This window comes from Treponema berlinense (assembly GCF_900167025.1).
Lineage (GTDB): Bacteria > Spirochaetota > Spirochaetia > Treponematales > Treponemataceae > Treponema_D > Treponema_D berlinense.
Window position 1 is genome coordinate 47,514 of sequence record NZ_FUXC01000003.1, and the last position, 24,883, is coordinate 72,396.

Consider the following 24,883-nt stretch of genomic DNA (forward strand, 5'->3'; position numbering starts at 1 on the left):
GCGTGCGTCAATTGGACATGCATAAAACTGCATAAATATACAATTTTTAGGCTATAAAATGGATAAAAATAATATAAATTCAACTTTAACTGGTTTTGAAAATACGGAAGTTAACGGACAGGGCAACAGCGGCGAAAATATTCAGGATTCGGCGATTTTTGAAAACTGCCGGAAGATTCTGGATGAGTGCCGGGCGGAAGCTGCAAAACGGCTTGTTGGACAGGGACAGGTAATTGATGCGATTCTTACTGCGATAATTACAGGCGGACATGTTCTTTTGGAGGGTGTTCCCGGTCTTGCAAAGACACTTGCCGTAAAAACTTTTGCTGAACTTTCCGGTCTTGATTTTAAGCGCATTCAGTTTACTCCGGATCTTTTGCCTGCGGACGTAAGCGGAACTTTGATTTACGAGCAGAACACTGGAAATTTTTCTGTCAGAAAAGGTCCTGTTTTTACAAATGTTGTGCTTGCCGATGAAATTAACCGCGCTCCTGCAAAAGTTCAGTCGGCGCTGCTTGAAGCCATGGCGGAAAAACAGGTTACAATTGGTGAAAAGACATATCCTCTTCCTCAGCCATTTTTGGTTCTTGCAACCCAGAACCCGATTGAGCAGGAAGGAACTTACAATTTGCCGGAAGCTGAGCTTGACCGCTTTTTGCTAAAAGTTCTTGTTTCTTATCCGACTCCTCAGGAAGAAATTCAAATCGTAAAAACTGCCGGAAAAGCGGGCGATGTTGCTGTTAAAAAAGTGCTTTCCGCTCAAAAAATAAAAGACTTGCAGTCGGCTTTTGAAAAAGTTGTCTGCGCTGACAAAATTATCGAATATATGGTAAACATTGTTTCGGTAACGCGCAATCTTAATACCGGACGGCGCACTGAGTTTTCAAAATATATTTCTTTTGGTGCTTCGCCTCGTTCTGGAATTGCGCTTTTGCAGTGTTCAAAAGTAAAAGCCTTGTTTGCCGGACGTTCTTTTGTTTTGCCGGAAGACGTAAAAAATGCCGCCTGCGAAGTTTTAAGGCACAGACTCGTTCTTTCTTACGAAGCTGCCGCCGATGGAATAACTGCCGACGAAATTATTTCAAAAATTTTAACGTTTGTTCCTGTTCCATAGTTGAATTTTTAAAGGCTGTCCGATGCTGAAAATTTTTGACGAAAATTCAAACAGACTTGCACAAAAAGCTTCTCTTTTAAAACTGTCTGCAAAAACACTTGCCGACAATCTGCGTCTTGGCGGTTTTAAGTCGCTTTACCGTGGTCAGGGAATTGATTTTTACGGAGTTCGCGAATACAACGCCGGAGATAACGTTCGTTCAATCGACTGGAACGTTACAGCAAGAATGGGACATCCTTTTGTAAAATTATACGAAGAAGACCGTGAGCTTCAGGTGTTTTTTGTTTTGGACCGTTCCCTTTCTATGTTTTCTGGAACAAATAAAAAAACTAGAATTCAGGTTGCTTCGGAAGCCGCCGCGCTTTTGGTTCTTGCCTGTTTGCAAAACAATTCTTCGATTGGGGCTGTTTTTTTTGACGGAAAAATAAGATTCAGCACAAAGGCAAAAACCGGACGTGATCAGGCAATGATGATTTTGAGCAGGCTTGACGAGGCTGAAGAAAAAATTGAAAAAGGTTCAGTTCTTGGTTCTGCGTTAAAAGGAGCACATAAGCTCTTAAAAAAACGTTCTTTGGTTTTTGTAATTTCGGATTTCCGTTCGTCGCTGTGGCAGGAAAATCTTGCCCGGCTTGCAGAAAAAAATGACGTTGTTGCAATACGGATTACGGATTCTTTGGACAGCGAATTGCCGGAAATCGGAACAGCTTTTTTTTCTGACATTGAAAGCGGCGTTACAAGAAAATTTCCTACATCCTTAAAAGCCTTTAAAAATGCCTGGTTTGAAGACAATCGCCGTCGTCTGGACAACTGGAAGGAATTCTGCCTTAGACACGGAGCAAGCCCTGTTATTTTATCGACTGCGGACGACCCTGCCTTTGTTTTGAATAAGTTTTTTTGCAGCCGGAGAGAAAGATGAAAAAAGTTTTTCTTTTGCTGTTTTGTTTTGTTTTGTCCGGCTCATTTTGTTTTGCACAGAATCTTGCTTCAAAAAATTCAAGTTCAAACAGCGCGGTGCAGATTCTTATGCCGAAAAATGTTTATGTCGGCGACAGATGTGAATTAAAATATGTTTTTCATACAGACGTTGATCTTTTTGAAAATAAAATTTCCGGAACTGACATAAAAACACTCGAACTTTTGACTGACTGGCCGGCTTTTAACAAAATGTCGGAAAAATGTCTGGTTTATCGGGTTGTTTTGGAGCACATTGGTTTTGAATACACGCTCACAGTTTTTTTTATTCCGTGGCAGACTGGCGTAATTGATTTTTCTTCATTCGATTTGTCGAATCTGGTCCGCGCTTCGCAAAAAAAAGAACGCTCCGTTGCGGCTTTTCCTGTAGATTTTGCTCCTGTTTCTGTAAATTCTCTTGCCGGAAAAATAGGGGCGGTTTCTCTTAGACCTCCGGCAGGTCCCCGCGTTGTTCCAGGAACTTCTTTTTTGTTGATTATTCTTGCGGTAATTTTTTTGGTTTGTGCCGGAATTGTCATATTTTTTGTTTTAAAACTGCCGTATTTTTTAGCGTTTTTTATTCTTGCTGGAGAACAGCGAAAAATCAAAAAACTTTATAAAAATTCGCAAAGGCAGTTGAACAAACTTCTCAAAGAAAAAAAAGATGATGAAGAATTTTGCTCTCAACTTACACTGACCGTCAGAAAATATCTGTGCGGCCGGTTCGACGAATGTTTTTTGTCGATGACATGCGGACATTTTTACGAAAAATTTGAAGAAATAGCCTGCGGTTCGCTTTCGGAAGCGCAAGGTGCTGCTGTGAGCGACATTGTGGAAGTTTTTGGAAGATGTGATTATATTCGCTTTGCAAAAGGTTCTGTCGATTCGTTTAAAAAACCTGCCTCTCTTTACGAAGCTGTGCTTGCCGACGGAGAACGCGAAATTCTTGTAAACCGCTGTCTTAGCGCCATAAAATTTTTTACTTTTGAACTGGAGAATGAAGCAAATGATGAGAATGCCAGTGTTTGAAAATCCGACTGCTTTTTTGTTTTTGGCGGCAATTCCTGCTCTTTTTATTCTCCGCCAGCTTAAAATTTTCAAAAAAGTTTCTTTTCCAGTTGTTTTTGCGGATTGGAAAGGAAAAAGTTTTGTCTGGAAAGGAAAAGTTTCTGTTTTTTTTAACGCGCTTTCTGTTTTTTTAGGCATTGCAGGTTATATAAGCCTTGTCTGTGCTTTTGCCGACCCTGTAATTCAAAAACAGGAAAAAATTTATACTTCTAAGGGAGCAGATATTCTTTTTGTGCTTGATACGAGCCCTTCAATGGCAGCCCGCGATATTGCAAATATGACCCGTCTGGACGCTGCAAAACAGGGAATCCGCACTCTTGTAAACAACAACAGAGGCGCCGCTTTTGGGCTTGTTGCCATGGCAAGCGAGGCCGCCGCGATTGTTCCGCCGACTGTCGACCATGAGCTTTTTTTGCGGCGCCTTGACTCTCTTGTTACAGGCGGGCTTGGAGAAGGAACAGCTCTTGGAATCGGTTTAAGCAGCGCAGTTTACCATCTTATAGCTTCTTCTGCTCCAAAAAAGTGCATTGTTTTAATAACCGACGGCGAAAATAATGCAGGCTCAATTCATCCTGACACAGCGGCAAACCTTGCTGCAAAAAATGGAATTACAGTCTACACTTTTGGAATCGGAACAAAAGGAACAGTGCCGATTGAATATGTTGATCCTAATTCCGGCAAAGTTCATTCTGGCTATTACGATTCTGAATTTGATTCGTCTTCTCTCGAAGAAATTGCTCTTGCTGGTGGCGGAACATATTTTGGAATTGAATCGACTGCGGCTTTTGCGGAGGCTCTTAATTCTGTCAGCCGAAAGCAAAATGTCTTGCAGACTTTTCACTACAAATCTTCAAACCGGCAGCTTTATTCATATTTTTTGATTTTTTCAGCGATTGTTTTTTTTGCAGCGTGGTTTATCCGCCGAATTTTGTTGAAAGAAATTTAAAACTTAATCGAGGAATTTTATGCTGGATATTCAAAGACCGTACGCTTTTTTTATTTTGTTGATTTTGATTTTTTTCTCTGCTTATGATTTGTTCCGCTACAAAAAAGTGGCAAAAAGTTTAGGCGTTGCAAATTTAATGAATAATTTTCAAAAAAACAAATCTTTCCGCCGTTTTAAGATTTCGATAATTTTGCGGACTGTGCTGCGTTTTTTTGCCTGTGCCTTTGCAGTTTTTGCTTTTGCTGGAATTTTCTGGGGAACAAACGCTGTTGCTGTTCAAAAAACAGGAGATGCGGTTGCCTTTGTTTTTGATATTTCCTGGAGCATGAATGCAAAAGACGCTCCTGGAGGTTTGACAAGGCTTGAAGCATCAAGACAATATGCCTGGAAACTTCTTGAAAAAATGAATGGAACTTCTGTGAGCGTGGTTCTTGCAAAAGGCGATGGAATTATTGCCGTTCCTTTGACAGATGACAGGACAAGCGTGGATTCTATTTTAGAAAGCCTTTCTCCAGCCTTAATGACGGCTGCCGGTTCTTCAATCGGAAAAGGAATTTCTTCTGCAATGCAGGCTTTTCCAAAAAATATGAGTCAGAACGCCCATGTCTGGGTTTTTACGGACGGAGACGAAACAGACGGTTCTCTGTCCTTTGCTCTTGACGATGCTGCAAGGTTTGGAATTCCTGTTACTCTGGTTGGTTTTGGAACTGCGCGTCCAGTTGAAATTCTTGCAGGAGATGGCGTTACAAAGGTAAAAACTTTCTTAAATGCTGAAAAAATGATAGATGCCGCTTCTGCTGCCAATAAAAAATCTCTTTTGCCACGGCACCGTCTTAGTCCAGACAATTCGATTTCTTACGTTGCCGCAGATTCTGAAGGTTCCGCCTACGTTTTGCTCAATCAGCTTTCTGGAAAAAAAATGGCTGGAGAGTCTTTTGAAATTCAAAAGATTTCGCATCACAAAATGTTTATTTTTCTAGCGATTTTATTTTTTATTTTTTCTTTTATTGTTTCCGAACTTGATTTGAATTTTCTTTCCGGTTCTAAATCTGCAAAAAAAACGGCTGTTCTTGCGGTTTTTGCTCTTCTTCCGTTTTTTACTTCCTGCAAGTCCGAAAAATTTTCGGTTTTGAACGGGGTTTTTAACTGGTACCAGAAAAAATATCAGACAGCGACAGCGAATTTTTTACGTTCGTACAACAATTCAAAACTTTCAGAAGACAAAACTCTTGCCGAGTACTGCGCTTACAACCTTGCTTCAACTTACATCATGCAGGATGAGCTAGATGCCGCTTTAATCAGGCTTGAACAGGTTTCTCCAGAAGCAGATGAAAAACTCAAGAGCGAGGCTTTTTACAATGCTGGAATTATTGCAAACCGACGCGGAGATTTTTCGCTTGCAAGGGAATATTTTAAAAAAGCGGTTCTTGCGGATTCTTCAAATTTGAATGCAAAAATCAATCTGGAATTTATTCAGCAGCAGCTGGAAAGTAGAAATTCAAAGTCGGCGGAAAAAGAAATGACTTCTGTCAATGTTGAAAAAAACAACAATTCAATGGAAAACGCCGTTTTTAATCTTATTCAGCAGGAGGAAAAAGAACGATGGCAAAAACTTCAGTCAAACAAAAAAGATTCGTCTGTCGTGGATTATTAGTTTTTGTATTTTTTTTGATTTTTGGTTCGCTTTATGCAAAATCTCCGTCACCTGCTTTTATCCGCACATTAAAAGTTAAGGCGGACAATTCGTCGATTTTTACGGTTTACGAGAACGGCTTTACGCTTAAAATTCCTGGGGTTGAGCCTTCTAACGTCCAGACCGATTTGCCGCAATTGCCGGAAGGAGTCCAGCTTATTTCTTCAAAAAAAGAAGAATTTATTGGAGAAACCGGGACCCGTGGAACTGCGGTTCATCTTTGGTTTGCTTTTAAGGACACAGGTCCTGTAAGGCTTCCGCCTTTGATCGTAATTATTGGTTTTAGGACTTATTATATTCCGTTTGACGACATAACTGTTTTTGAAAATCCGGATTTGATAAATCCTCAGGCTCTAGTTGAATTTGTTTCCGGGGCAAAATTTAATCGAAATTTTGGAGATTCGAAAAAATTTACTGCGAGGGCAGGCGAAGAAATTATCTTTGAATTGAATTTGAAGTATTTTTCTCAGATTATTTCTTTTAACTGGAAATTGCCGAAAAATTCAATTTTTGAAGAAATCGAAACTTCTGAATATGCCCGCGGAAAATCTGTCGGAAGAAATTTTTCTGACAAAAGCCTTCCTGTTGCAAAATTCCGGTGGAAGCCGCTTGTAGAAGGCGAATACGATTTACCGGAATTTGCTTTGACGGCGATTGCCTACAATGGAAGCCAGCGCACTGTAAAAATTCCGAATGTAATTTTAACTGTTTTGCCGGCTTCTCAAAAAGTTGAAAATTCTGAAGGCAAAATAATCGACAAAAGACTGTTTAATTCGGCATTTTCTGAGCCAAAAAACACTGCCGGCGGCTTTACAAAAAAGAAAATTGGAATTGAAGATTGCAAAAAAATTGCGGAATTGCGCAGCCTTGAAAGAAATTCTTTGTTTTCTGGAAAAGTAAAATTGGAGCGCGAGCAGCTTGAAAAAAAATTTTCGCTTTCAAATAACGAAAATGAAATAAAAAAGCCTTTTGTGGAATTATTTGCTGTTTGCGGAATAATTTTGCTGGCTTTGATGGTGATTTTTATTATTTTGAAGCGGAAAAAGATTGCAATTATGCTTGCGTTCTGCATGATTTTTGCGTTTGTCGCGAGTTTTTACAAAGGAACTCAAATTTTTAAGAATTATGGAATTTTTGCAGGCGGAAACATAAGTCCTGTGCCGGAAGAAACAAGTTCTGCCGTGCAGAATTTTTACGGTGGAATCCGCGTAAAAATTTCGGAAAAAACAAGCGATTACTTTTATATAGAATCGTCGGAAATAAACGGCTGGGTAAAAAAAGAACTTGTTTTTGAAATAAAATAATTTACTGCAAAGCGGCAAGGATAGGAGTGGCGGCAAAGCCGTTGCGGAACTTTGTGGAGCAATGCAGGCGAAAGCCGGAACCACGGATAGCCTGATTTTTGCTATGCAAAAAGCCGCCCGATAAAAAATTATTGGAGGAATAAAATGGATTTTGGTGATATTTTGGCACAATGGTCGGAAGCTCAAAAAAAAGAAAAATCTGCTGCAAAAAAGCCTGCGTCTCAGGTTAGCCACAAAAAAGCAAATGCGCCGACTCCCGAAGAAAAAGAACTTGCCGCTCAAAATTACAAAAAAACTTTGGAAGGGCAGATGATTGAGGATTCAAAAAAAGCAATCAATCCGATGGAACTTTGGCTGCGCCGTTATGGAACTGTTGATAAAGACCGTCTGAACGAAGAAAGCGAAGAAGCGTCAAAAATGGAAAGCCGCAATTACTTAAAATCTATGCGCCCTGAAGCAAGAATCGACCTGCATGGACTTACCCGTGACGAAGCCTGGGCAAAACTTGAATCTTTTGTAAACGATTGTCTTAGGCGCGGAATAAAAAAAATTGAAATTGTTCACGGAAAGGGAATCCACAGCCACGGAACTGATCCTGTTTTGGGAGCAATGGTGCGGACTTTTATTGAGCAGAATAAACATTTGGGAGTGAGCGGACATAACGACAGAAATCATGGCGGTTCTGGAGCAACCTGGGTTTTGTTAAAGTAAGGTTTAAAAAACTGTTTTTACTTGTAACTGTGGGGAATTTTGATTATTTTAATTGCAGAAAAGTTTATAATAAAACAGTAAAAACTTAAGGAATGAATATTGGAAGATTTATACGCAGTATTGGGAGTTTCTAAAGACGCATCTCAGGACGAAATAAAGTCGGCTTACAGAAAACTGGCTATGAAATATCATCCTGACCGGAATCCTGGCAATAAAGAAGCCGAAGAAAAATTCAAGAATATAAGCGCTGCTTACGATGTTTTGGGTGATGAAACTAAACGCCGTAGTTATGACAGTTACGGTGCTTTCGGTTCTCAGTCTCAGCAGTCGTATAATCAGCAATACAATCCTTGGGGACAGCAAAGTGCTTATGACGGTCAGTCTTACCAGGACGATCCTTTTTGGCAGTGGGCGCAATATGGCTGGAAAAACGAAAATTCGCAAAATGGTCAAAACCGCACATATTATTATAAATACGAAAAATCAGAAAAAAAATACACCCGCGCCGAATGGTTCAGGCAGTTTTTGCAAAGCGCGGCAATTTTGCTTTTGAGCATGTATTTTATGAAATTTAGTTTTTTTATAATTCCTATTGGTCCGATTTTGTGTATTGCAGGAGTTATAAAGGGACTTTCCGGAATGACAAAAAGCCTTAAAGGAATTTTTGCAAGAAAGACAAAATAAAAAATAGATTTATAGAATAGAAAAAAAAAGGTCATTGGGCGGTTAAAAACCGAAATGACCTTTTTTTTGCGATTAGCAGTTTTGATTAGCGTTCGCGGAAAATTATGCGTCCGCGGTTCAAGTCGTATGGAGAGAGTGCAACTTTTACGCTGTCTCCTGGAACAATCTTAATGTAGTGTTTGCGCATTTTGCCTGAAAGATGTGCCATGATGACATGTCCGCCATTTTTAAGTTCAACACGGAACATGGTGTTTGGCAGCGCTTCTTTTACAATTCCCTCAACTTCTATAGCTTCTTCTTTAGCCACATTTCCTCCAAAAAAAGTTTGCCTTTTTGTTAGTTCTTTATTATATTTATTATCTACTTATAAAAAATCTTGTCAACGGGAGACGGATATGGAAAAAGCATTTGTTGAAAAAATGAAAGAAAAATTAATTGAGCAGAAAAATACGATTCTCGGATCTCTTGCTGCACAAAATGAAGATTACAAAAAAATTGTCGAAGGTGGGGAGTCTGGAGATGAAGTTGATGTTGCTTCTGATGTTGTGGATGGTCGTTTGCTTGAATCGCTTGGTGCTCAGGATTCAAACCGCCTGCAAATGATAAATAATGCACTTGACCGCATTAAGCAGGGAACTTACGGCCGCTGTCTGGTTTGCAAGGAAGAAATTCCTAAGGAAAGGCTCGAGGCAATTCCTTACGCTTTTATGTGCATTAACTGTCAGAGCCGCAACGAAAGACAGAACCGCTAAATCTTATATGTGATAATATTTTTATTTTTCGGGTATGCAAGTTCTGTGTACCCGATTTTTTTTGCAAGAGCGGTCGCTTGTTCAAACGCGCAGTCCAGCGTTTCGGCGGCATGCGAGTCTGAACTGAGCATTATTGGAACATTTTGCTCGTGTAAAAGCGTTAAAAAATATTCTGACGGATAGGGAAGCGTTAAAAATCCGCGGCTTATTGCGCCGGTATTTATTTCGCAGATAACTCCAGCACGACTTATGGACTTTGCTGTTTCTTTTAGTTCGTTTTTGTACCAGCTTTCGTTTTCGTTAAAAAATGGATTTTTCTGATTAAATTTGCGGACTAAGTCTGCGTGTCCGATTATCGAAAAATTGCATTCTGAAAGCATTTTTCGCTCTGATTCAAAATAGCGGCAGATCATTTTTTTTGCATCGCCTGCGTAAATGCTTTTTATTCCCTCAAAAAGTTTTTCTGTGCTCCAGTCGACAGGCATGGTTTTTTCTGGAGAATTTTCGCCATTGTACAGATAGTGAACAGAACCGATTAAAAAGTCGGGAGAAAATTTTTTATAAGCGTCAAAATCCGGTTTGCAAAAAGGCGGAATATAGTCTGCTTCAAAACCGCAGAAAATTTCGATTTGATCCGCATATTTTTGTTTTAGAGAGTTGATTTCCTGAATGTATTTTTCAAATTCATCTTTTTTTATGCTGTCGCCAAAAGGAAACGACCAGGTTGAATGACTCGAAAAACCCAAAATCTTAAAACCTTTTTTTATTGCGGAAATAACATTTTCTTCCGGCGTGTTTTTTCCGTCGCAAAATGTGGAATGTGTGTGAAAATTTACTTTCAATGAATTTGAATCTTTTTTTAAATCAACAAAATCTTTCATTTTTTTACTGCCTGTTCTGATCTTATGAATTTTGCTACAAGCTTTTTAAAGCGGACATATTCATGCTTAAATTCTTCCAGATTGAATCTGCAGCCTGCAATGTCTCCTGTTTTTGCCGTAATGTTTAGTCTGGAAGCGTATTCTGCAAGCAATTTTGCGCTTACTGTGCCAGAACTGCCTTTTAGTGAATGGCCCAGCATCCGCAGTTTTTCAAAATCTTTTGCCTCAACAGCCATTTCTGTCTCTTTTAAAAGCCTGTTTGTCTGTTTTGCAAAAGTTTTTAATATTTCGATTGAAGACGCAATGTCGCCACCTGTAGTGTCCAAAAAATCCTCTTTGTCCCATGCCGTTTTTTTTGCAGAATTTTCGGGTTCGAGGGTTGTGACTGATTTTAAAACAGGCAAATCTATAATCGGAATCCATTTTTCGAGAATCGTGCGGATTGTGCTGCTTTTGAACGGCTTTACAAGAATGTCGTTTATGCCGCTTTTTTTGTATGTCTCAAAATCGTTTGAGTCGTTATTTGCCGTGCAGGCGATGATAATTCCTTTGTAACCAGATTTTCGGAGCTCGACTGTGGCTTCGACTCCATTTTTTACAGGCATTTGAATGTCCATAAAAATCAGCTCAATATTTGGATTCTGTTTAATCTGTTCAACTGCCTGCTGTCCGTCTTCTGCCAAAAAAACATCTGCTCCAAAATTCCGCAAAAAAGTTTCGATTAACTTGCTGTTTACAGGATGGTCTTCCGCAACGAGAACTCTTTTGTTTTTTGCAACAGATGAATCGTCAACCGGCTCAAGAGTCATAATCATGTCGTCGTTTGCAAGTTCCAGTTCAACAATATTGTTATTTTTTTTGTCCGTGCGTTCTTTTAAAAGCTCAAATACTTTTTTTCGCTTTAAAGGCTTGTAAAGGTATCCTTCAAACCAGTTGAGCATTTTCATTTTTGCTTCGCCTTTCATCTGGCCTTCTGGCACAATAAGGTAAAGCTCCGGCGTGTTTTTTATTTTTTTTTCATTGTGAATTTCGCTCGCCAGGTGCCATCCGTCCATTGCCGGCATAATCATATCGATAAAAACAAGATTAAACGGATTTTTTTGAGATTCTGCGTCTAAAATAAGTTGAATTGTGTTTTGAGGTTGTGTCGTCGATTCAATATCAAAAATTCCTGCGGCGTTTAGAATTTTTATCAGTGAATTTGCTGCCGTTTGGTTGTCGTCAATTATTAAGATTTTGGAATTTTTTTGAGCCTGAAATGTTTCTTTTTGTTCAAAATTTTCAAATCCTGGATTTTTTACAATTGGCAGTGTAAACCAAAAAATTGAACCTTCGTCCTTGTTTGGTTTTACGCCGATTCTTCCATTCATTAAATGCACAAGGTTTTTGCTGATTGAAAGTCCAAGTCCTGTTCCTCCGAATCTGCGGTAAGTGGAAATGTCGCCCTGGTAATAATTTGTAAAGATTTTTTCTTTTTGTTCTTTTTTTATGCCGATTCCAGTATCTTTTATCGTGAATAAAATATTTTGCCCTGTTTTTTTTAGTTCAAGATGAATATAGCCGTGATTTGTGAATTTTACAGCGTTTTTTAAAAGGTTTAAGATTATCTGTTGAATTCTGACAGGATCTCCACAAATTATCGAAGGAATTGAAAAATCAATGTCCGTAATAATTTCCAGTCCACGGTTAAACGCTTCGATGCTGATTAAATCTACGACCTGCTCTGTAAGCTCAACAATGTTAAAAGGAACTGATTCCAGCTTAAACTGGTCGGAACGGATCTTTGTAAAATCCAAAATATTGTTTGCAAGGTCCAGCAGAACATCTGCGCTAAATTGAATTTGGCGGATATATTCGCGCTGTTCGTCGTCCATACTTGTGTCCTGCAAAAGTTCGACTGTGCCGATAATTGTTTGAATCGGTGTCCGGATTTCGTGAAGTGTGCTCGCAAGATAACGGCTGGCCTCGTCAATCGCACTGAGAGAATCAGAGTTTTCCATTTATGATTTCCAATGCTTTTTGAATTATAAAATCCGGTTTTTGAGGTTTTACAATGTAGGTTTTTGCACCGAGCGAAAGCGACTGAACAATCAGTTCCCGCTGTGCCGACTGCGAATAAACGATTATCGGACTTTTTATGTTGAATTGCTGTAAGTTCTTTAAAATATCAAAACCGCTTATTCCCGGCATAAAAATATCAAGGACAATCAGAGTGTAATTATTTGTCTTTGCGGCCTGTAAAAATTCAGTTCCGCTCGAGAAAAGATCACATTCTGCATTTATGGATTTAAAACTGAGCGAAAGCAACTGACGGACGACCGCATCGTCATCGACAATTGCAATTTTAAACGGTTGAGAACTGTCCTGTTCTTCTTCGTGTTCAGAAGTTCCTGTGTCGGAATAAAAGCGCATTTCCACAGAACCTCCGTCATCTGAACCTGTTGATGTTAAAATTTGATCCGAAATTATGTCTTGGACTGTTGATTCTGAACCGCTTTCAACAACCGAATTTAAAACTTCGTTTAGGTTTGAAACAACTTCTACGCCGTAATATTCTGTATGACCGTCAACAAATTCTTTTGCAAAACTGTCCAGCGAAAGAACTTTTAGATTTTTTCGTTCAATTCTCTTGTCTGCAAGAATATTGTCAAAAAGAAGCTCAAGGTTTGAGCCGTCGACAAAACTCAGAGAAAGGTCTGTCATCATTACTATAACTTTAGGAGAATCCAGACGGTTTTTGTCCATTAGTTCCGTAAGCTTGTATTTTAGAAGGGCCATTTTTTCGCGGTTAAGCCCCTGTGCAATTTCAATAAAAATAATGTTTTTGTTCAGGTGAATTTCAAGCACGCACGGAGTTATGTCCATCGTAAATGCAGAACGTAAAATTTGTCCGATTGATTCAAAAAAAAGGTCGAATTTGATTGGTTTTGTAAAATATTTTGCAACGCCGTAATGAATAAGCTGCGCAACACGTTCTTTTTCGATTTTTGGACCGGAAACAATCATTGGAATTTTGACTGTATTCGGATTTGACGCTTTTTTGTCCAAAAATTCCTGCATATCGTCAATCGAAGTTTCAATATCCAAAATAATAAGGTCGGGCAGGTCGTTTGCTATTTTGATTACGGCATCGCGGTGTCCCTGCGCAGTTTCAACCTCGATTTTTTCTTCGGTAAGTTTTTCTGTTAAAAATTCCCGGAACATTGGGGTTGCGTCTATGATTAAAACCTGTTTTTTTGGAAACTGTGCCATATTTCAATTTTAGAGTAAGTCTATCGAATTTTCAATTAAAATCTTTTATATAGAAAGATTTTGTCTTAACGAAAAATTAACAGAATTGCAGATTTTCTCTGTTTTTTTCCGGTTGACAAGATTTTCTTAAAAGAATACTTTTTATACTGATTTTTATTCAATTTTTTTGTTCAAGGAGGAAACGTTTATGCCTGACGGTAGTTCCGGTAACCCGGCTTCTGGTCAAAGTTTGAATGCAGTTCCTCCCCCGGTGAATTTCTAAATCATTCTTTGGCCATAAATTTCTCATCTTATGGAGTTTTCTATGGCAGATTTTAACGCTACTTTTCAAAAGACGCTGGACATTTTGCTTGAAGAAAAAAAATATTCTTCGGCAAAAGATATTCTTTCTACTATGGCGCCGGAAGATGTCGCTTCGGTTCTTCAGGAACTTGATGAAAAACCGGCCGCCCTGCTGTTCCGCCTTCTTCCTAAAAAAATTGCGGCGGAAGCCTTTGTTGAGATGGAAAGCGATTTTCAGGAAAAACTGATTAAGGGTTTTTCTGACAAGGAGCTTACCGCTATTCTTGACGAAATGTATGTGAACGATGCCGCTGACATTGTTGAAGAAATGCCTGCAAACGTTGTGAACAGGATTCTTTCAAACGTGAATGCGGAGACAAGAACGGCAATAAACCAGATTCTTCAGTATCCGGAAAATTCCGCCGGTTCGATTATGACTACGGAATATGTCTCGCTGCGGCTGGGAACAACTGTAGGCCAGGCAATCAATCAAATCCGCCGGAAGGGTTCGGACAAAAAGTCTTTTTACACTTGCTATGTAACTCAAAACCGCAAGCTTCTCGGACGGCTTTCTGTAAAGGATTTGCTTCTTGCAAAAGACGACGACCTTCTGATTGACGATTTGATGAAGACAAACGTTATTTCTGTAGACACGCACACCGACCAAGAAGAGGTTGTCCAGATATTTTCAAAATACAACTTTATGGCTTTGCCGGTTGTTGACAAAGAGCAGAATATGGTCGGAATCATTTCTTTTGACGACGCAATTGACGTGATGGAAGACGAAACCACCGAAGACATTGAGATTATGGCAGGTATGACTCCTTCCGACAAAACTTATCTGCGCACTTCGGCATTCAGCCTTTTTAAGCACAGAGTCGGATGGCTTTTGTTTCTGATGGTTTCCGCGACTTTTACAGGAATGATTATTACGAATTTTGAAAGCGCTTTGTCGCAGCTGGTTGTTCTTACTGCTTTTATTCCTATGCTTATGGATACCGGCGGAAATTCCGGCTCGCAGTCGTCTGTAACGATTATCCGCTCCCTTTCGCTGGGGGAACTCGGATTTTCTGACATCGGCATAATTATATGGAAAGAAATAAGAACGGCGGTTTTGTGCGGAATAGCCCTGTCCGCTGTTTGTTTTGCAAAAGTTATGCTTGTTGACCGCCTTTTGCTTGGAAATACGGATGTCTCGGCTATGGTTGCGCTTGTTGTATGCCTTACGATGACTGTTACCGTTCTTGTCGCGAAGGTTGTGGGTTGCACGCTTCCGCTTTTTGCAAAAAAACTAGGTTTTGATCCGGCGGTCATGGCAAGTCCGCTGATTACAACAATTGCGGACACGCTTTCTCTTCTGGTTTATTTTGGAATTGCAAAATTCTTTCTTCACCTTTAAGTTTCTGACAAATTCAAAAAAAACACCTCCCAAAGAGAACTTTATTTGTTTAACTTTAGGAGGTGCGTTTTAGAGTGTCATTTTAGTGGCGGATTTTTATTTTTTCTGCCAGATTTTTTATGACAAACTTATCAAACTGACTGAACGAGTTTTGTTAAATTTTGAACAGGTCGATTTCTGAACCGATTTTGTCGATAGAATCTTTTACTTTGTGCGAAATATCTGAAAGTGATTCTTCGGCTGCACTGATTCGCTCGGCGCCTTCGCTCATATTTGACATGCTGTCTCTCATTTTTACTGTAATCTCTTTTAGGGAGTTGATTTCGTTCATGATTTTTTCGTTGCGGTCTTCCATCTGTTTTGAAGAAGAACGTACATTGTTTGTACTTTCGTTCATGTCTTTGAGCGAATTTACAATTTGTTCTGAACCAATCTGCTGTTCGTTCATTGCGCCCTTAATCTGCACAACAAGCTGATTTGTTTCATGAATTTTGTTTGAGACAAGAGCTAGTGCTTTGCCAGATTCTGTTGCTGAGGAAACAACGTTCGTAATTGAATCACGGATTTTGTCGAGCTGTTCTCCAATTGTCTTTGATTGCAGCGATGAAGTTTCTGAAAGTTTTCTGATTTCGTCTGCAACTACAGAGAATCCTTTTCCAGCTTCGCCGGCATGAGCTGCTTCGATTGCCGCATTCATTGCAAGAAGGTTTGTCTGTTCCGCAATTGATGCAATTACAGAGTTTGCTTCCTGAAGCATTTTTGACTGTCCTTCAATAGAAGTTATCTGGTCGTTTACATCTTGCTGTTTAGAAAAACCAGCCTGTGCGTTTGCCGTAAGCTCCTCGAACGAAACAGCCATTTTGTCGACAGAAGTGTTTACGCTTGCAATGTTTCCAACCATTTCTTCGACCGCCGCAGTTGCTTCGTTTACACCGCTTACCTGTTTTTCAATCATGTCGTTCAAAGCCGTAATCGAATTTGAAATTTCGGAAACTGAATCAGCTGTCTGATGTACACTGTCGTTTTGGAACGAAATTTGGTTGCGAATATTTGAAAGATTTTGAATTATGTTTGAAATTGAACTTGAAGTTTCTGTCGTAGTTTCGGACATCTGGCTTCCGGCAGAATAAAGATTTTCTTTTGAATTCTTTATTTCGCCTACGATTTGCTGCAATTTGTCGCAGAAAAAGTCGAATTGAATTACAAGGTCGCCAATTTCGTCGCGGATAAGCAGTTTTACACGTTTTGTAAGGTCTGCGTCTCCGCTTGCCATATCTTTGAGCGTATTTGTTACATTGGAAATTCGCCACATAAGCCAGCGTACAAAAAATCCGCCGATTGTAATTATGAGCGCACAAAGGATACATACTACAGGAATAACGATTGTTCCGGTTTTTGCACGGATTGCTTCGATTGAGTCAATGTTCTTTGCAATAAAGAACATTCCTGTAATTTTTCCGTCGCCCGACGTAATCGGAAAATAATATCCGTAGTATGAACGTCCGCTTATATCGACAGGCCCTGCAAATGCATTTCCGTCGTGAAGAACAGTTTCTTCAACAAAACTGTCGTCGAGTTTAGTTCCAGCCAGGGAGTTGCCGTCTGAATCCGTTAATGTTGTAGCGGTGCGAATATCGTTTTTCAAAACAGTGCATTCAACATTGTAACTTCTTGAAATGTAATCAATTATATGATTTGTGGAAAGGTCGTATCCTGTAACGACAGTTCCAAAGATTTTTCCATTTATGTAAATTGGTTCGCTTGCGATTATTGCATAATTGAAATTTGCAACGCCCTCAATTCCGATTGAAGGCTCTCCAGAAAGCGCGTTTGCGACTGTTCCAATGTACGAAACGTCCACACCGTCTGTAACATTTACACCACCGCCTTTTAATACCCGTCCGCGGGAATCTGTCACAAACATAAAGTCAATCTCAGAATCGTCTACAAAAGATTTTACAGCATGCTGCAGCGCATAAGAAGAATCGTATTCAATTGCATTTAGAAGTTCAGAATTGCGTGCAAAAAGTTTAGAGTAGTGAGAAAGGTCGTTTTCTCTCGAAGTTATATAAAGTTCAACCCCGTCTGCAGTGTGGTTAAGATCTTCTATTGTGTTGTCAATCATCTTGCTGTTAAAAATTCCCAGCGAGAGAATGCAGACACCGATTGAACTTATAACTACGCCTGCACCGATAAAAAGCATCAGTTTTGTAGAAATTCTCATGTTGCGTTTTGCTTTTGTGTCAAATCGGTCAAGTTCTTTTTTTGCCATTTTTTAGCCTCTTCCTTATAAAAAATCCTATTGTCTTGCCATCTTAAGAAAGCGTTCCATGCCGTTCTTTTTGGCAAATTCGTCCTGAATAGGAAGGGCAATAGCTTTGAATGCTGCAGTGTCGATGTCGCTGTTTTCTACAACAACCGCTCCTTCAGCAATAGTTTTTGCTTTTGAACCAGATGCCTGTTCAAAAGTCTTTTGGCGTTCAACCTGTGTAGCATAAGAGGCGGCCTGTTCAATCCACTTTTTCTGAGCTGGAGTAAGTTTATTGAAGAAATCTCCGTTTACAAGCATAAGACGTGTTGTAAAGTCGTGTTCTGTTTCGCAGATATATTTTCCGTTCTTTGCCTTGTGATGATTTTTAAGACTCATATTTGTGTAGTCATTTTCTGCAGAATCAACTTTTCCAGTGTTCAAAGCATCGTAAAGAACGCCCCAGCCGACAGACGCAGGAATTGCGCCGCAGCCTTTCCAGAACTGCTGCTGAACAGGAGAGCTTCCAATACGGATTGTCATGCCTTTTAAATCTTTTGGAGAATGAATTGGTTTTTTACCATAATAGTTTCTTACGCCGGCAGACCAGTAACCCAAAATCTGGATTTTTCCGTTTGTTTTCTGGTTTACGATTCCTGCAAGTTCAGAACCGAACGGACCGTCAAGAACTTTTCCCCAATGTGCAAAATTGTTAAAAAGATAGTTGAGCGAGAAAATATCAACTTCTGCAACGCCAAGACTTGTAAGGTATCCTGGAGAAATTACTACGATGTTTGCTTCTCCACTCTGGAGCTTTTTAAAAAGTTCTCCTTCGTCTTCGCTCATAGTTCCGTTGTAAAGAGTTGCAGTTGCTCCTCCTCCAGAAACCTGTTCGAGTTTGTCCTTAAAAGCTTTTGCGCCAAAAGTGTAAGGATTGTCAGAAGCAGTCTGGTTGTGGGCCAGCGAAACTGTAATTTCAAGTGAACGTGATTCTGCTTTTTTAGAAGCAGCGCTTTTTGTTCTTGCAGAATCTCTTGAGATTACTTTTCCAGCCTTTGCGGCGTATGTTGAAAATGTTGCCGAAAGCATGAGCGCTACAGCAAGAACCGATTTTAAATTTTTTTCATTAAAAAACTCCCTTTAAAAACTCTGTATTAGCAGTGAGTCAAGAATTGCGAAAAACACAGTTTGTGAAGGCAACGCTTGAACGAACTGTAATTATAAAATTTTGCACTTTTTTAATACAAATATAATAATTTATAAAAAAAACTCTGTCAAAAAAATCAAATTTTGCTCAAAAAATTATAAAAAATGACAAAAATAATTCAAAAACCTACAGATTGTTGACCTGTTTTTTATTTTTTTTGTAAAATACGACAGTTTAATTTGAAAAAAGTGGAGGAACCATCTATGAAAGACGTAACAGAAGCCTTTGACGATTATTGGAAGACTCATTTTGAAAACCTTGTTCTTCCTATAAATCAAAAAAGCGAGATGAAAAAAATTGCTTTTCACGCATACAAAGAAGGTTATAAAAGCTTTGAACGTGAACATCTGACCGAAAAATCAGAAAACGGCGATACAGTTTCCGCTTAATTTTTATCTGGACGAAATTTTTTTGTCTAACCGGCTGCTTTGGGTTTGCTCGCGCGCATTGCGGCTGTCAATTTTTGTGTCTGCGAACATATTTTCTGCAAAAAAAACATCAACAGTTTGATATTCATTTTTGACAGCCGCAACTAAAGCCCGTCGCATCCGGCGTAAGTTAGACTTAAAAAGTTAAATTTCAGGTTTTTCAGTTTTTTTAATTTTTATAAAAATCCACACACCGAGGATTACAGCAAGCATTCCGCTCAAAAAGTTGCTTATTCCCATTACAATTCCGGCAGATTCGCTTCCATAATTTGTAAATTTCTGAAGGGCAATCAAAACTGGCACACGGAATACAAAAATTCGGCAGAAATTCATAAAAAGCGTGATTTTTGTTTTTCCAAAACCGTACATGAGCGACAGAACCGAAGCGTTTATTCCAAGAGGAATTGCGCCCCAGGCTTCCCAACTGTAAATTCCTTTTATCATTTCCTGAAATTCCGGATTGTCTCCTGCAAAAAATTTCGAAATCTGTTCAAGGCACAAAAGGGAAATGCTCATCAAAACAACTCCAATGATAAGGTTGCAGATAAGTTCGCACCAAAAGGCTTTGAGTGTCCTGCTGAATTTTTTTGCTCCGCGGTTTTGGCTTATTACTGCGCTTCCGCCTTCCTGAAAGCCATTTTGAGGCATAGTCGTAATTCCGCCGATGTTGTTGGAAATTCCGAGGGCGCCGACTGTCTGAGGTCCATAAACCGTGCACATGGAATTTACGATTACTTTTCCCATTGCAAAAGCCGCTTTTTCGATTATTACAGGAATTGAAAGTTTGAGCATTGGATTTACAATTTCGCTCTTAAACGAAACCGCCTTTGACGAAAAACTAAAAAGATTGTCTTTTTTTGTCATTACGACAATTGCCGTAAAAAGAACAGTCAGCTGCGAAATCAAGGTTGCAACTGCAATCGCCGTAATTCCAAGATGAAAAATGTATACGAATATTGCCGTCAATGCGAGTTTTGAAGCGACAATTCCCATATTCATATAAAGAATTCTTTTTGAATTTCCGCGCGCGCGTTCAATCGAAATGTATATGTTGTTAAAAAATGTTATTACAAGCGCAAGAATTTCGATTCTAAAGTAAGTGCTTCCTATCGAGATAAATTCTTCAGGAGTTTTCATAAAACGCAAAAATGCAGAAGCTGTCGGCAAAAGAAAGAGCAAAAGCGCGCTGCCCAAAATTGCGCACATTGCAACCATTGTGGAAACTCTCTTGCTTACGAGTTCCCAGTCTCCGGCACCGTACGCTTCGCTTACTTTTATGCTCGCACCGACAGCAAGACCGCTTCCAAGTGCGGAAAGCATAATCTGAATCTGGCCAATGTACGCAACCGAAGAAACGGCCGTTGCAGAAATGTGTGCGGCCATCATCGTGTCGAAAACTTTAAAAATTTGTGTAAGGCTCTGGTACAGGGCGAGCGGAATGCAGACATAAAGAATTACATGAAACATATTTCCGTTCAGAGAAAAATCACGAAATTTTTCGTCTTTTTTTGAAAGTTGAACACTCATTTTTTTTCGTCCTTGTTATTTTATTGTTAAGATTTTTTAACACAACCTTAATAAATTATATGCCAAAATAAAATGTAAAAAAGCGTGATTTTTATGAAAAAATGCATTAAACTACAGAAAATTTATGATTATCAAAAAACGGTAAAAAATGAACCAGAAAGTATTTGACAATGCACGAAACGGATTTTATCGCGACACCGTAAAGGATTTTGACATAGTTTTTAAGGATAAAGAAGTTTCTATGGGAAGCAGTCATTATCATCCTTATTTTGAAATTTGCTGCGTAAAAAAAGGGCAGTGCAGAATTTTTGTTGACCACAATCTTTTTTTTGTGAATGAAGGCGAAATTGTAATTCTGCCTCCGTCAACCTTGCACAGAAATCAATACGAAAAAGAAATGCCGGCGGAAAGAGTCAATTTGAGTTTTACCCGGGAATTTGTTGAACCTTTTTTGCGTCCTCTTATGCCGAATTTTTTAGAAAAAACTCTGGTTTTGGGAAAGATGAGTTTTTCCGGAAAAGAAAGAAGAGAATTTTTTTATGTTTTGGATTTGCTTTTAAAAGAAAAAGAAAGGAACGATTTTTACAGCGGACTGAATATTCACGGACTGATTCTCACTCTTTTTGCCATGATTGGACGCAACGGAAATAATATAAAAAACGAAGAGCTTATCGACCAGACGACGGCTGCGGTTCAGGAATCGGCAAAATTTATTTTTGAAAACTACGCTCAAAAAATTACGCTTGACGAAGCTGCTGGAATTGCAGGAATGTGCAGTACATATTTTTCGAGAAAATTTATAGAAGTGACAGGTTATGGTTTTAAGGAATATCTGACAAACGTGCGCATAAAACGGAGCCAGGAAATGCTTACAACCGGAAAACTGACCGTAACGCAGATTGCTTTTGCCTGTGGCTTTACCGACGCGAATTATTTTGGCGATGCGTTTAGAAAATGCACCGGCTGCTCTCCAAGAGAATTCCGAAAAAAATACAATTTGGCGAAAAAATAAAAAAGAAAAAACAGGTTTTTTATAACAGTTTTTTATTTTACGAGCCTGGAATACCGTGTTAGTATTAAATCGTGGTCAGGAAAGAGATGAGGACTTAGCACCGGCTACACGTAGAGGAGACGCTTATGCTGCCGACAAAAATATCAGACCTTTTAGAGGTCAAAAACTAGACTTAATCTACCTGCAGTTACGCAGGAACTGAATATTGTGCCAGCAAACAAAATGTGTTTTGTATGGCGTGTATACATACCGGGATGAGCTCCCGGTTTTTTGTTTTAAACTGTGTTTTTGTTTATTTTTTGTAAAAGAAATCCGCAATTTGTGTTTTTGAAAGAAAAATGTTTATGAACAAAAAAAACTTAGCCCCGGCTGTAGCAACGAAGTTGAGGCGGATGCTGAGCTTTGCGAAGCTGTCGCCTCAATGGAGCAAAGGCGGAATTGCGAAAGACGGGTTTGACGAAAAATTGTGCTCCAGAATAGTTCATCTTTAAATAAGATTTTATATGCAAGTTTGGCGTTGTTTATGTTATTATAAGTTTTGAGGTAAGAATTATGTTTGATGATGATATTTATACTACTGACGACGATGATTTGGACGATTTTGATTACTACGTTTCTTACATCAAGGCTTTGGAAGAAGAACTGGTAAGCAAAGGCGACATTGTGCGTGAACTTATGGATGAATTTGACATTGAAAAAGATGAAGCTGTAAAAATTCTGAAAAAGTATTTGCGCGAAAAGTCTGACGACGATGAAGAAGATGAAGAAGATGACATTGTTGAAGACGATGATTACAGTGACGGAAACAGGGAAAATTAATCGTTAAAACAAAATATAAAAGCTCTTGTAAAAAATTTGCCATATCGGTAATCTTATAAATGAAGGCGGGTGCGTTGTACCTAAGCCATCTCTCTGGAGAGTCCTTGTAATGTGGCAAGGCGCCGAAGGGTTAAGGTTATAAGAACCGATATCTCAGGCAAACGGACGGAGCTTAAAAAAGTTCTACTCACTCTAGAGAGCCTGCCCGATGAGACAGGCTCTATTTTTTTTCTCTGCGTAAGTTTTTGCAGGGATTTTTTATTCACAAGGAGAACACTATGACTTCATCGGTGTTCACAAAAATCAATTCTGTTTTAGATGCTATTGACGGTTTTGTGTGGGGACTTCCCCTCATAATTCTGATTCTTGCAACCGGCATCTTTTTGACAATCAGGCTCAGAGGCGTTCAGTTCTCTCAACTCAAGTTTGCAATTAAATCTATTTTCCGCAAACCTGATTCAAAGGAAGGCGGAGAGCTTTCTTCTTTTAAGAGCCTTTGTACTGCGCTTTCTGCAACAATTGGAACCGGAAACATTGTCGGTGTTGCTACTGCCATTGCTCTTGGCGGTCCTGGTTCTCTTTTCTGGATGTGGCTTGCCGCGCTTTTGGGAATGGCCACAAAATATTCTGAATGTCTTCTTGCTATTCATTTCCGCGAAGAAAAGGCTGACGGCCATATTCTCGGAGGTCCTTTCTACACTTGCGAAAAAGGCGTTGGCGCAAAATTCCCTCGTCTTGGAAAAGTTCTCGCGATTTTGTTTGCAATCTTCGGAACCATGGTTGGTTTGTTTGGAATCGGAACTTTTAGTCAGGTAAATTCTATCACAACTGCTGTTGAAACTTTCTCTTCGACTGTTGTCGGAGGCGCTGCTCTCGCTACTGTTTCAATTCCTGGAATTGGTACATATTCTGTTGTTGTGGTAATTGCTTCTATTGTTCTTGCAATTTTGGTTGCCCTCGTAATCATTGGCGGTCTTAAAAGAATTTCAAATGTTGCGGCGGTAATTGTTCCTGTAATGGCTGTTATTTATTTTGTGTTTGGTGTTTTTGCCGTTTCTTGCAATATTTCTCATGTTACAGAAGCTTTTGAAAGAATTTTCCAGGGCGCATTTGGCTTTAAGGCTGTTACTGGTGGCGCTGTCGGCGCAATGATTGTTGCAATGCAGAAAGGTATTGCCCGCGGTATTTTCTCGAACGAAGCCGGACTTGGTTCTGCTCCGATTGCCGCTTCTGCCGCAAAGGTTGATTATGCGGTTCAGCAGGGAATTATCTCTATGACTGGAACTTTCTTTGATACAATCGTAATCTGTACTATCACAGGTCTTACAATTGTAATCGGCGGAATTTTGAATCCTGAAATTCTCGATCCTCAAAAATTCCAGGGATTTGCAATTACAAACGCTGCGTTCCACGCCTTGCTTCCTCGCATTCCTGACGTTGTAATTTCGTTTGTTTTGATGGCTTGTCTTGTTTTGTTTGCATTTACAACAATTTTGGGCTGGGATTATTATTCAGAACGCTGTATCGAATATCTTTCTGACGGAAAAATGACTCTGGTAAAAATCTACCGCTGGCTTTATATTGCCGCAATTTTTAGCGGTCCTTATATGACTGTAAGCGCTGTTTGGACAATCGCCGACATCGTAAACGGACTTATGGCAATTCCAAATATTATTTCTCTCCTTGTTCTGAACGGAATTATCGTAAAACTTACGGCGGATTATTTCTCTGGAAAACGCATCTATTCAATTGGATACGATTTTTGGAACAATCCTGTTGCTGACGCAGAACAAAACTAAAAAATAGAGTTCAGTTAAAAAATGGAATATTCCCCGGAAGACAGAAGTTTTCCGGGGATTTTTTTTGACAGAATTTTTTGAACGGATTTTGCCGTAAAAATTGTTTTGTGCTAGAATGAAATTATGAATATTTCTGTTTTTCTTGCGCCAGGGTTTGAAGAAATCGAAGCCCTGACGGTTGTTGATTATTTGCGTCGTGCTGGTCAGAATGTTACGACTGTTAGCGTGCCGGAAGACGGCTGTGTTGATGAGCAGATTGTTGTAAAAGGCAGTCATGGAATTCCTGTTACTGCGGATATTCTGCTTAAAGATTACATAAAAAAACTGGACGGTGAATTGACCGATGCCATTTACTTTCCTGGCGGAATGCCTGGAGCAAAAAATTTGGCGGACAATCAGTTTTTGTTTACTTTTACGATTAGAATGGCGCGCGGCGGAAAAGTTGTTGCTGCAATTTGTGCCGCTCCTGCTGTTGTTCTTGCTCCAACTGGAATTTTGGCTAACCGAAAATGGACATGCTATCCGGAGATGGAAAAAGAACTTGATAAGTGGTGTGGAAGCGCGCTTAAGGCTGAGGAACTGACCGAAAATTCAACTCATATAAAGAATGTTCCGTTTGTTTTAGATAACAATGTGCTTACGGGGCGCGGACCTGGAACTGCCGAACAGTTTGCAATGAAATTCGTTGAGCTTCTTTGCGGAGAACTTGTCGCAGAAAGAATCCGTCAAGGTTCTTGCCAGAGATAAATTTGTAAAACAGTTTGTTTTTTACAAAAAAGGCTGTCTGAAAGTTTGTGGAGCTTTTA

General features: G+C 39.4%; 22 protein-coding genes and 1 riboswitch. Of the genes, 15 read left to right on the forward strand and 7 right to left on the reverse strand.

All coding sequences use genetic code 11. The features are described 5' to 3' along the window. The first annotated feature begins 58 nt into the window (after nucleotides 1–58). The 8 genes from B5D47_RS03750 to B5D47_RS11850 all read left to right on the forward strand — a co-directional run bounded on the left by B5D47_RS03750 (nucleotide 59) and on the right by B5D47_RS11850 (nucleotide 8,471). Nucleotides 59–1,114, forward strand: a complete 1,056-nt coding sequence (locus tag B5D47_RS03750) for an AAA family ATPase (protein WP_078930493.1) — start codon at nucleotides 59–61, stop codon at nucleotides 1,112–1,114. 22 nt (nucleotides 1,115–1,136) lie between these two features. Further along, on the forward strand, nucleotides 1,137–2,030 hold the full coding sequence (locus tag B5D47_RS03755) for a DUF58 domain-containing protein (RefSeq protein ID WP_078930494.1): 894 nt from the start codon (nucleotides 1,137–1,139) through the stop codon (nucleotides 2,028–2,030). Next, nucleotides 2,027–3,094 (forward strand): hypothetical protein, encoded by a 1,068-nt coding sequence (locus B5D47_RS03760; protein ID WP_078930495.1) that lies wholly within the window; start codon nucleotides 2,027–2,029, stop codon nucleotides 3,092–3,094. The genes B5D47_RS03755 and B5D47_RS03760 overlap by 4 nt, the downstream gene beginning before the upstream one ends. After that, complete coding sequence (locus B5D47_RS03765) at nucleotides 3,072–4,079, forward strand: VWA domain-containing protein (protein ID WP_234969889.1); 1,008 nt, start codon at nucleotides 3,072–3,074, stop codon at nucleotides 4,077–4,079. Before B5D47_RS03760 ends, B5D47_RS03765 begins: the two co-directional genes overlap by 23 nt. 19 nt (nucleotides 4,080–4,098) lie before the next feature. Further along, on the forward strand, nucleotides 4,099–5,733 hold the full coding sequence (locus B5D47_RS03770; RefSeq protein WP_078930496.1) for a VWA domain-containing protein: 1,635 nt from the start codon (nucleotides 4,099–4,101) through the stop codon (nucleotides 5,731–5,733). After that, nucleotides 5,682–7,076, forward strand: a complete 1,395-nt coding sequence (locus B5D47_RS03775) for a hypothetical protein (RefSeq protein ID WP_078930497.1) — start codon at nucleotides 5,682–5,684, stop codon at nucleotides 7,074–7,076. Before B5D47_RS03770 ends, B5D47_RS03775 begins: the two co-directional genes overlap by 52 nt. 144 nt (nucleotides 7,077–7,220) lie before the next feature. Then, nucleotides 7,221–7,787, forward strand: a complete 567-nt coding sequence (locus B5D47_RS03780) for a Smr/MutS family protein (protein ID WP_078930498.1) — start codon at nucleotides 7,221–7,223, stop codon at nucleotides 7,785–7,787. Nucleotides 7,788–7,886: 99 nt separating this feature from the next. Beyond that, entirely contained in the window at nucleotides 7,887–8,471 is a 585-nt protein-coding gene (locus B5D47_RS11850) for a DnaJ domain-containing protein (RefSeq protein WP_078930499.1), read from the forward strand. A gap of 85 nt (nucleotides 8,472–8,556) precedes the next feature. Here the strand turns inward: B5D47_RS11850 and infA are convergent, their stop codons facing one another. Beyond that, a complete protein-coding gene (infA, locus tag B5D47_RS03790; protein WP_078930500.1) occupies nucleotides 8,557–8,778 on the reverse strand; it encodes a translation initiation factor IF-1 in 222 nt (73 codons plus the stop codon). An 88-nt stretch (nucleotides 8,779–8,866) separates the two neighbouring features. Here infA and B5D47_RS03795 point away from each other — a divergent pair, with 88 nt between their 5' ends. Further along, a complete protein-coding gene (locus B5D47_RS03795) occupies nucleotides 8,867–9,223 on the forward strand; it encodes a TraR/DksA family transcriptional regulator (RefSeq protein ID WP_078930501.1) in 357 nt (118 codons plus the stop codon). On the opposite strand, the gene B5D47_RS03800 is transcribed toward B5D47_RS03795, so the two are convergent. From B5D47_RS03800 to B5D47_RS03810, 3 genes are read right to left on the reverse strand one after another with little or no spacing between them, the layout of a single operon-like run. Further along, nucleotides 9,220–10,104, reverse strand: a complete 885-nt coding sequence (locus B5D47_RS03800; RefSeq protein ID WP_078930502.1) for a histidinol-phosphatase — start codon at nucleotides 10,102–10,104, stop codon at nucleotides 9,220–9,222. The two genes, B5D47_RS03795 and B5D47_RS03800, sit on opposite strands and share 4 nt — an antisense overlap. Further along, nucleotides 10,101–12,104 (reverse strand): response regulator, encoded by a 2,004-nt coding sequence (locus tag B5D47_RS03805; protein ID WP_078930503.1) that lies wholly within the window; start codon nucleotides 12,102–12,104, stop codon nucleotides 10,101–10,103. The genes B5D47_RS03800 and B5D47_RS03805 overlap by 4 nt, the downstream gene beginning before the upstream one ends. Then, on the reverse strand, nucleotides 12,091–13,356 hold the full coding sequence (locus B5D47_RS03810) for a response regulator (RefSeq protein WP_078930504.1): 1,266 nt from the start codon (nucleotides 13,354–13,356) through the stop codon (nucleotides 12,091–12,093). The genes B5D47_RS03805 and B5D47_RS03810 overlap by 14 nt, the downstream gene beginning before the upstream one ends. A 304-nt stretch (nucleotides 13,357–13,660) precedes the next feature. On the opposite strand from B5D47_RS03810, the gene mgtE reads away from it, so the two are divergent. Beyond that, nucleotides 13,661–15,037 (forward strand): magnesium transporter, encoded by a 1,377-nt coding sequence (gene mgtE / locus B5D47_RS03815; RefSeq protein ID WP_078930505.1) that lies wholly within the window; start codon nucleotides 13,661–13,663, stop codon nucleotides 15,035–15,037. 154 nt (nucleotides 15,038–15,191) lie between these two features. Here mgtE and B5D47_RS03820 read toward each other — a convergent pair whose 3' ends face one another. Beyond that, nucleotides 15,192–17,309, reverse strand: coding sequence for a methyl-accepting chemotaxis protein (locus B5D47_RS03820; protein ID WP_078930506.1), 2,118 nt, complete (start codon nucleotides 17,307–17,309; stop codon nucleotides 15,192–15,194). 27 nt (nucleotides 17,310–17,336) lie between these two features. After that, the gene (locus B5D47_RS03825; RefSeq protein ID WP_078930507.1) at nucleotides 17,337–18,374 is read right to left on the reverse strand and encodes a TRAP transporter substrate-binding protein; all 1,038 of its coding nucleotides are present in this window, start codon (nucleotides 18,372–18,374) and stop codon (nucleotides 17,337–17,339) included. A 321-nt stretch (nucleotides 18,375–18,695) separates the two neighbouring features. Between B5D47_RS03825 and B5D47_RS03830 the strand changes: the two genes are divergently transcribed. Beyond that, complete coding sequence (locus B5D47_RS03830; protein ID WP_078930508.1) at nucleotides 18,696–18,881, forward strand: hypothetical protein; 186 nt, start codon at nucleotides 18,696–18,698, stop codon at nucleotides 18,879–18,881. 183 nt (nucleotides 18,882–19,064) lie between these two features. Here B5D47_RS03830 and B5D47_RS03835 read toward each other — a convergent pair whose 3' ends face one another. After that, entirely contained in the window at nucleotides 19,065–20,447 is a 1,383-nt protein-coding gene (locus B5D47_RS03835; protein WP_078930509.1) for an MATE family efflux transporter, read from the reverse strand. A 148-nt stretch (nucleotides 20,448–20,595) separates the two neighbouring features. On the opposite strand from B5D47_RS03835, the gene B5D47_RS03840 reads away from it, so the two are divergent. The 4 genes from B5D47_RS03840 to B5D47_RS03855 all read left to right on the forward strand — a co-directional run bounded on the left by B5D47_RS03840 (nucleotide 20,596) and on the right by B5D47_RS03855 (nucleotide 24,824). Continuing rightward, nucleotides 20,596–21,459: an AraC family transcriptional regulator gene (locus tag B5D47_RS03840; protein WP_078930510.1), complete on the forward strand. Its 864-nt coding sequence runs from the start codon at nucleotides 20,596–20,598 to the stop codon at nucleotides 21,457–21,459. Between the two features lie 552 nt (nucleotides 21,460–22,011). Beyond that, nucleotides 22,012–22,278 carry a hypothetical protein gene (locus B5D47_RS03845; RefSeq protein WP_078930511.1) on the forward strand — a complete coding sequence of 89 codons (267 nt, stop codon included), beginning with the start codon at nucleotides 22,012–22,014 and terminating at the stop codon, nucleotides 22,276–22,278. A gap of 83 nt (nucleotides 22,279–22,361) precedes the next feature. Then, a riboswitch (glycine riboswitch) is annotated at nucleotides 22,362–22,457 on the forward strand. Between the two features lie 99 nt (nucleotides 22,458–22,556). Then, nucleotides 22,557–24,077 carry an alanine/glycine:cation symporter family protein gene (locus tag B5D47_RS03850; RefSeq protein WP_078930512.1) on the forward strand — a complete coding sequence of 507 codons (1,521 nt, stop codon included), beginning with the start codon at nucleotides 22,557–22,559 and terminating at the stop codon, nucleotides 24,075–24,077. A 123-nt stretch (nucleotides 24,078–24,200) separates the two neighbouring features. Then, the gene (locus tag B5D47_RS03855; RefSeq protein WP_078930513.1) at nucleotides 24,201–24,824 is read left to right on the forward strand and encodes a DJ-1 family glyoxalase III; all 624 of its coding nucleotides are present in this window, start codon (nucleotides 24,201–24,203) and stop codon (nucleotides 24,822–24,824) included. Nucleotides 24,825–24,883 lie beyond the last annotated feature (59 nt).

Excerpts from the sequence above, each read along its gene's own strand:
- B5D47_RS03760 (WP_078930495.1), top strand. The coding sequence starts at position 2,027 with ATGAAAAAAGTTTTTCTTTTGCTGTTTTGTTTTGTTTTGTCCGGCTCA.
- B5D47_RS03770 (WP_078930496.1), top strand. The coding sequence starts at position 4,099 with ATGCTGGATATTCAAAGACCGTACGCTTTTTTTATTTTGTTGATTTTG.
- B5D47_RS03820 (WP_078930506.1), bottom strand. The coding sequence starts at position 17,309 with ATGGCAAAAAAAGAACTTGACCGATTTGACACAAAAGCAAAACGCAAC.
- B5D47_RS03855 (WP_078930513.1), top strand. The coding sequence starts at position 24,201 with ATGAATATTTCTGTTTTTCTTGCGCCAGGGTTTGAAGAAATCGAAGCC.
- B5D47_RS03765 (WP_234969889.1), top strand. The coding sequence starts at position 3,072 with ATGATGAGAATGCCAGTGTTTGAAAATCCGACTGCTTTTTTGTTTTTG.
- B5D47_RS03775 (WP_078930497.1), top strand. The coding sequence starts at position 5,682 with ATGGCAAAAACTTCAGTCAAACAAAAAAGATTCGTCTGTCGTGGATTA.
- B5D47_RS03845 (WP_078930511.1), top strand. The coding sequence starts at position 22,012 with ATGTTTGATGATGATATTTATACTACTGACGACGATGATTTGGACGAT.
- B5D47_RS03795 (WP_078930501.1), top strand. The coding sequence starts at position 8,867 with ATGGAAAAAGCATTTGTTGAAAAAATGAAAGAAAAATTAATTGAGCAG.
- B5D47_RS03800 (WP_078930502.1), bottom strand. The coding sequence starts at position 10,104 with ATGAAAGATTTTGTTGATTTAAAAAAAGATTCAAATTCATTGAAAGTA.
- B5D47_RS03850 (WP_078930512.1), top strand. The coding sequence starts at position 22,557 with ATGACTTCATCGGTGTTCACAAAAATCAATTCTGTTTTAGATGCTATT.
- B5D47_RS03825 (WP_078930507.1), bottom strand. The coding sequence starts at position 18,374 with ATGCTTTCGGCAACATTTTCAACATACGCCGCAAAGGCTGGAAAAGTA.
- B5D47_RS03805 (WP_078930503.1), bottom strand. The coding sequence starts at position 12,104 with ATGGAAAACTCTGATTCTCTCAGTGCGATTGACGAGGCCAGCCGTTAT.
- B5D47_RS03750 (WP_078930493.1), top strand. The coding sequence starts at position 59 with ATGGATAAAAATAATATAAATTCAACTTTAACTGGTTTTGAAAATACG.
- B5D47_RS03780 (WP_078930498.1), top strand. The coding sequence starts at position 7,221 with ATGGATTTTGGTGATATTTTGGCACAATGGTCGGAAGCTCAAAAAAAA.
- B5D47_RS03755 (WP_078930494.1), top strand. The coding sequence starts at position 1,137 with ATGCTGAAAATTTTTGACGAAAATTCAAACAGACTTGCACAAAAAGCT.
- mgtE (WP_078930505.1), top strand. The coding sequence starts at position 13,661 with ATGGCAGATTTTAACGCTACTTTTCAAAAGACGCTGGACATTTTGCTT.
- B5D47_RS03835 (WP_078930509.1), bottom strand. The coding sequence starts at position 20,447 with ATGAGTGTTCAACTTTCAAAAAAAGACGAAAAATTTCGTGATTTTTCT.
- B5D47_RS03810 (WP_078930504.1), bottom strand. The coding sequence starts at position 13,356 with ATGGCACAGTTTCCAAAAAAACAGGTTTTAATCATAGACGCAACCCCA.
- B5D47_RS03830 (WP_078930508.1), top strand. The coding sequence starts at position 18,696 with ATGAAAGACGTAACAGAAGCCTTTGACGATTATTGGAAGACTCATTTT.
- B5D47_RS03840 (WP_078930510.1), top strand. The coding sequence starts at position 20,596 with ATGAACCAGAAAGTATTTGACAATGCACGAAACGGATTTTATCGCGAC.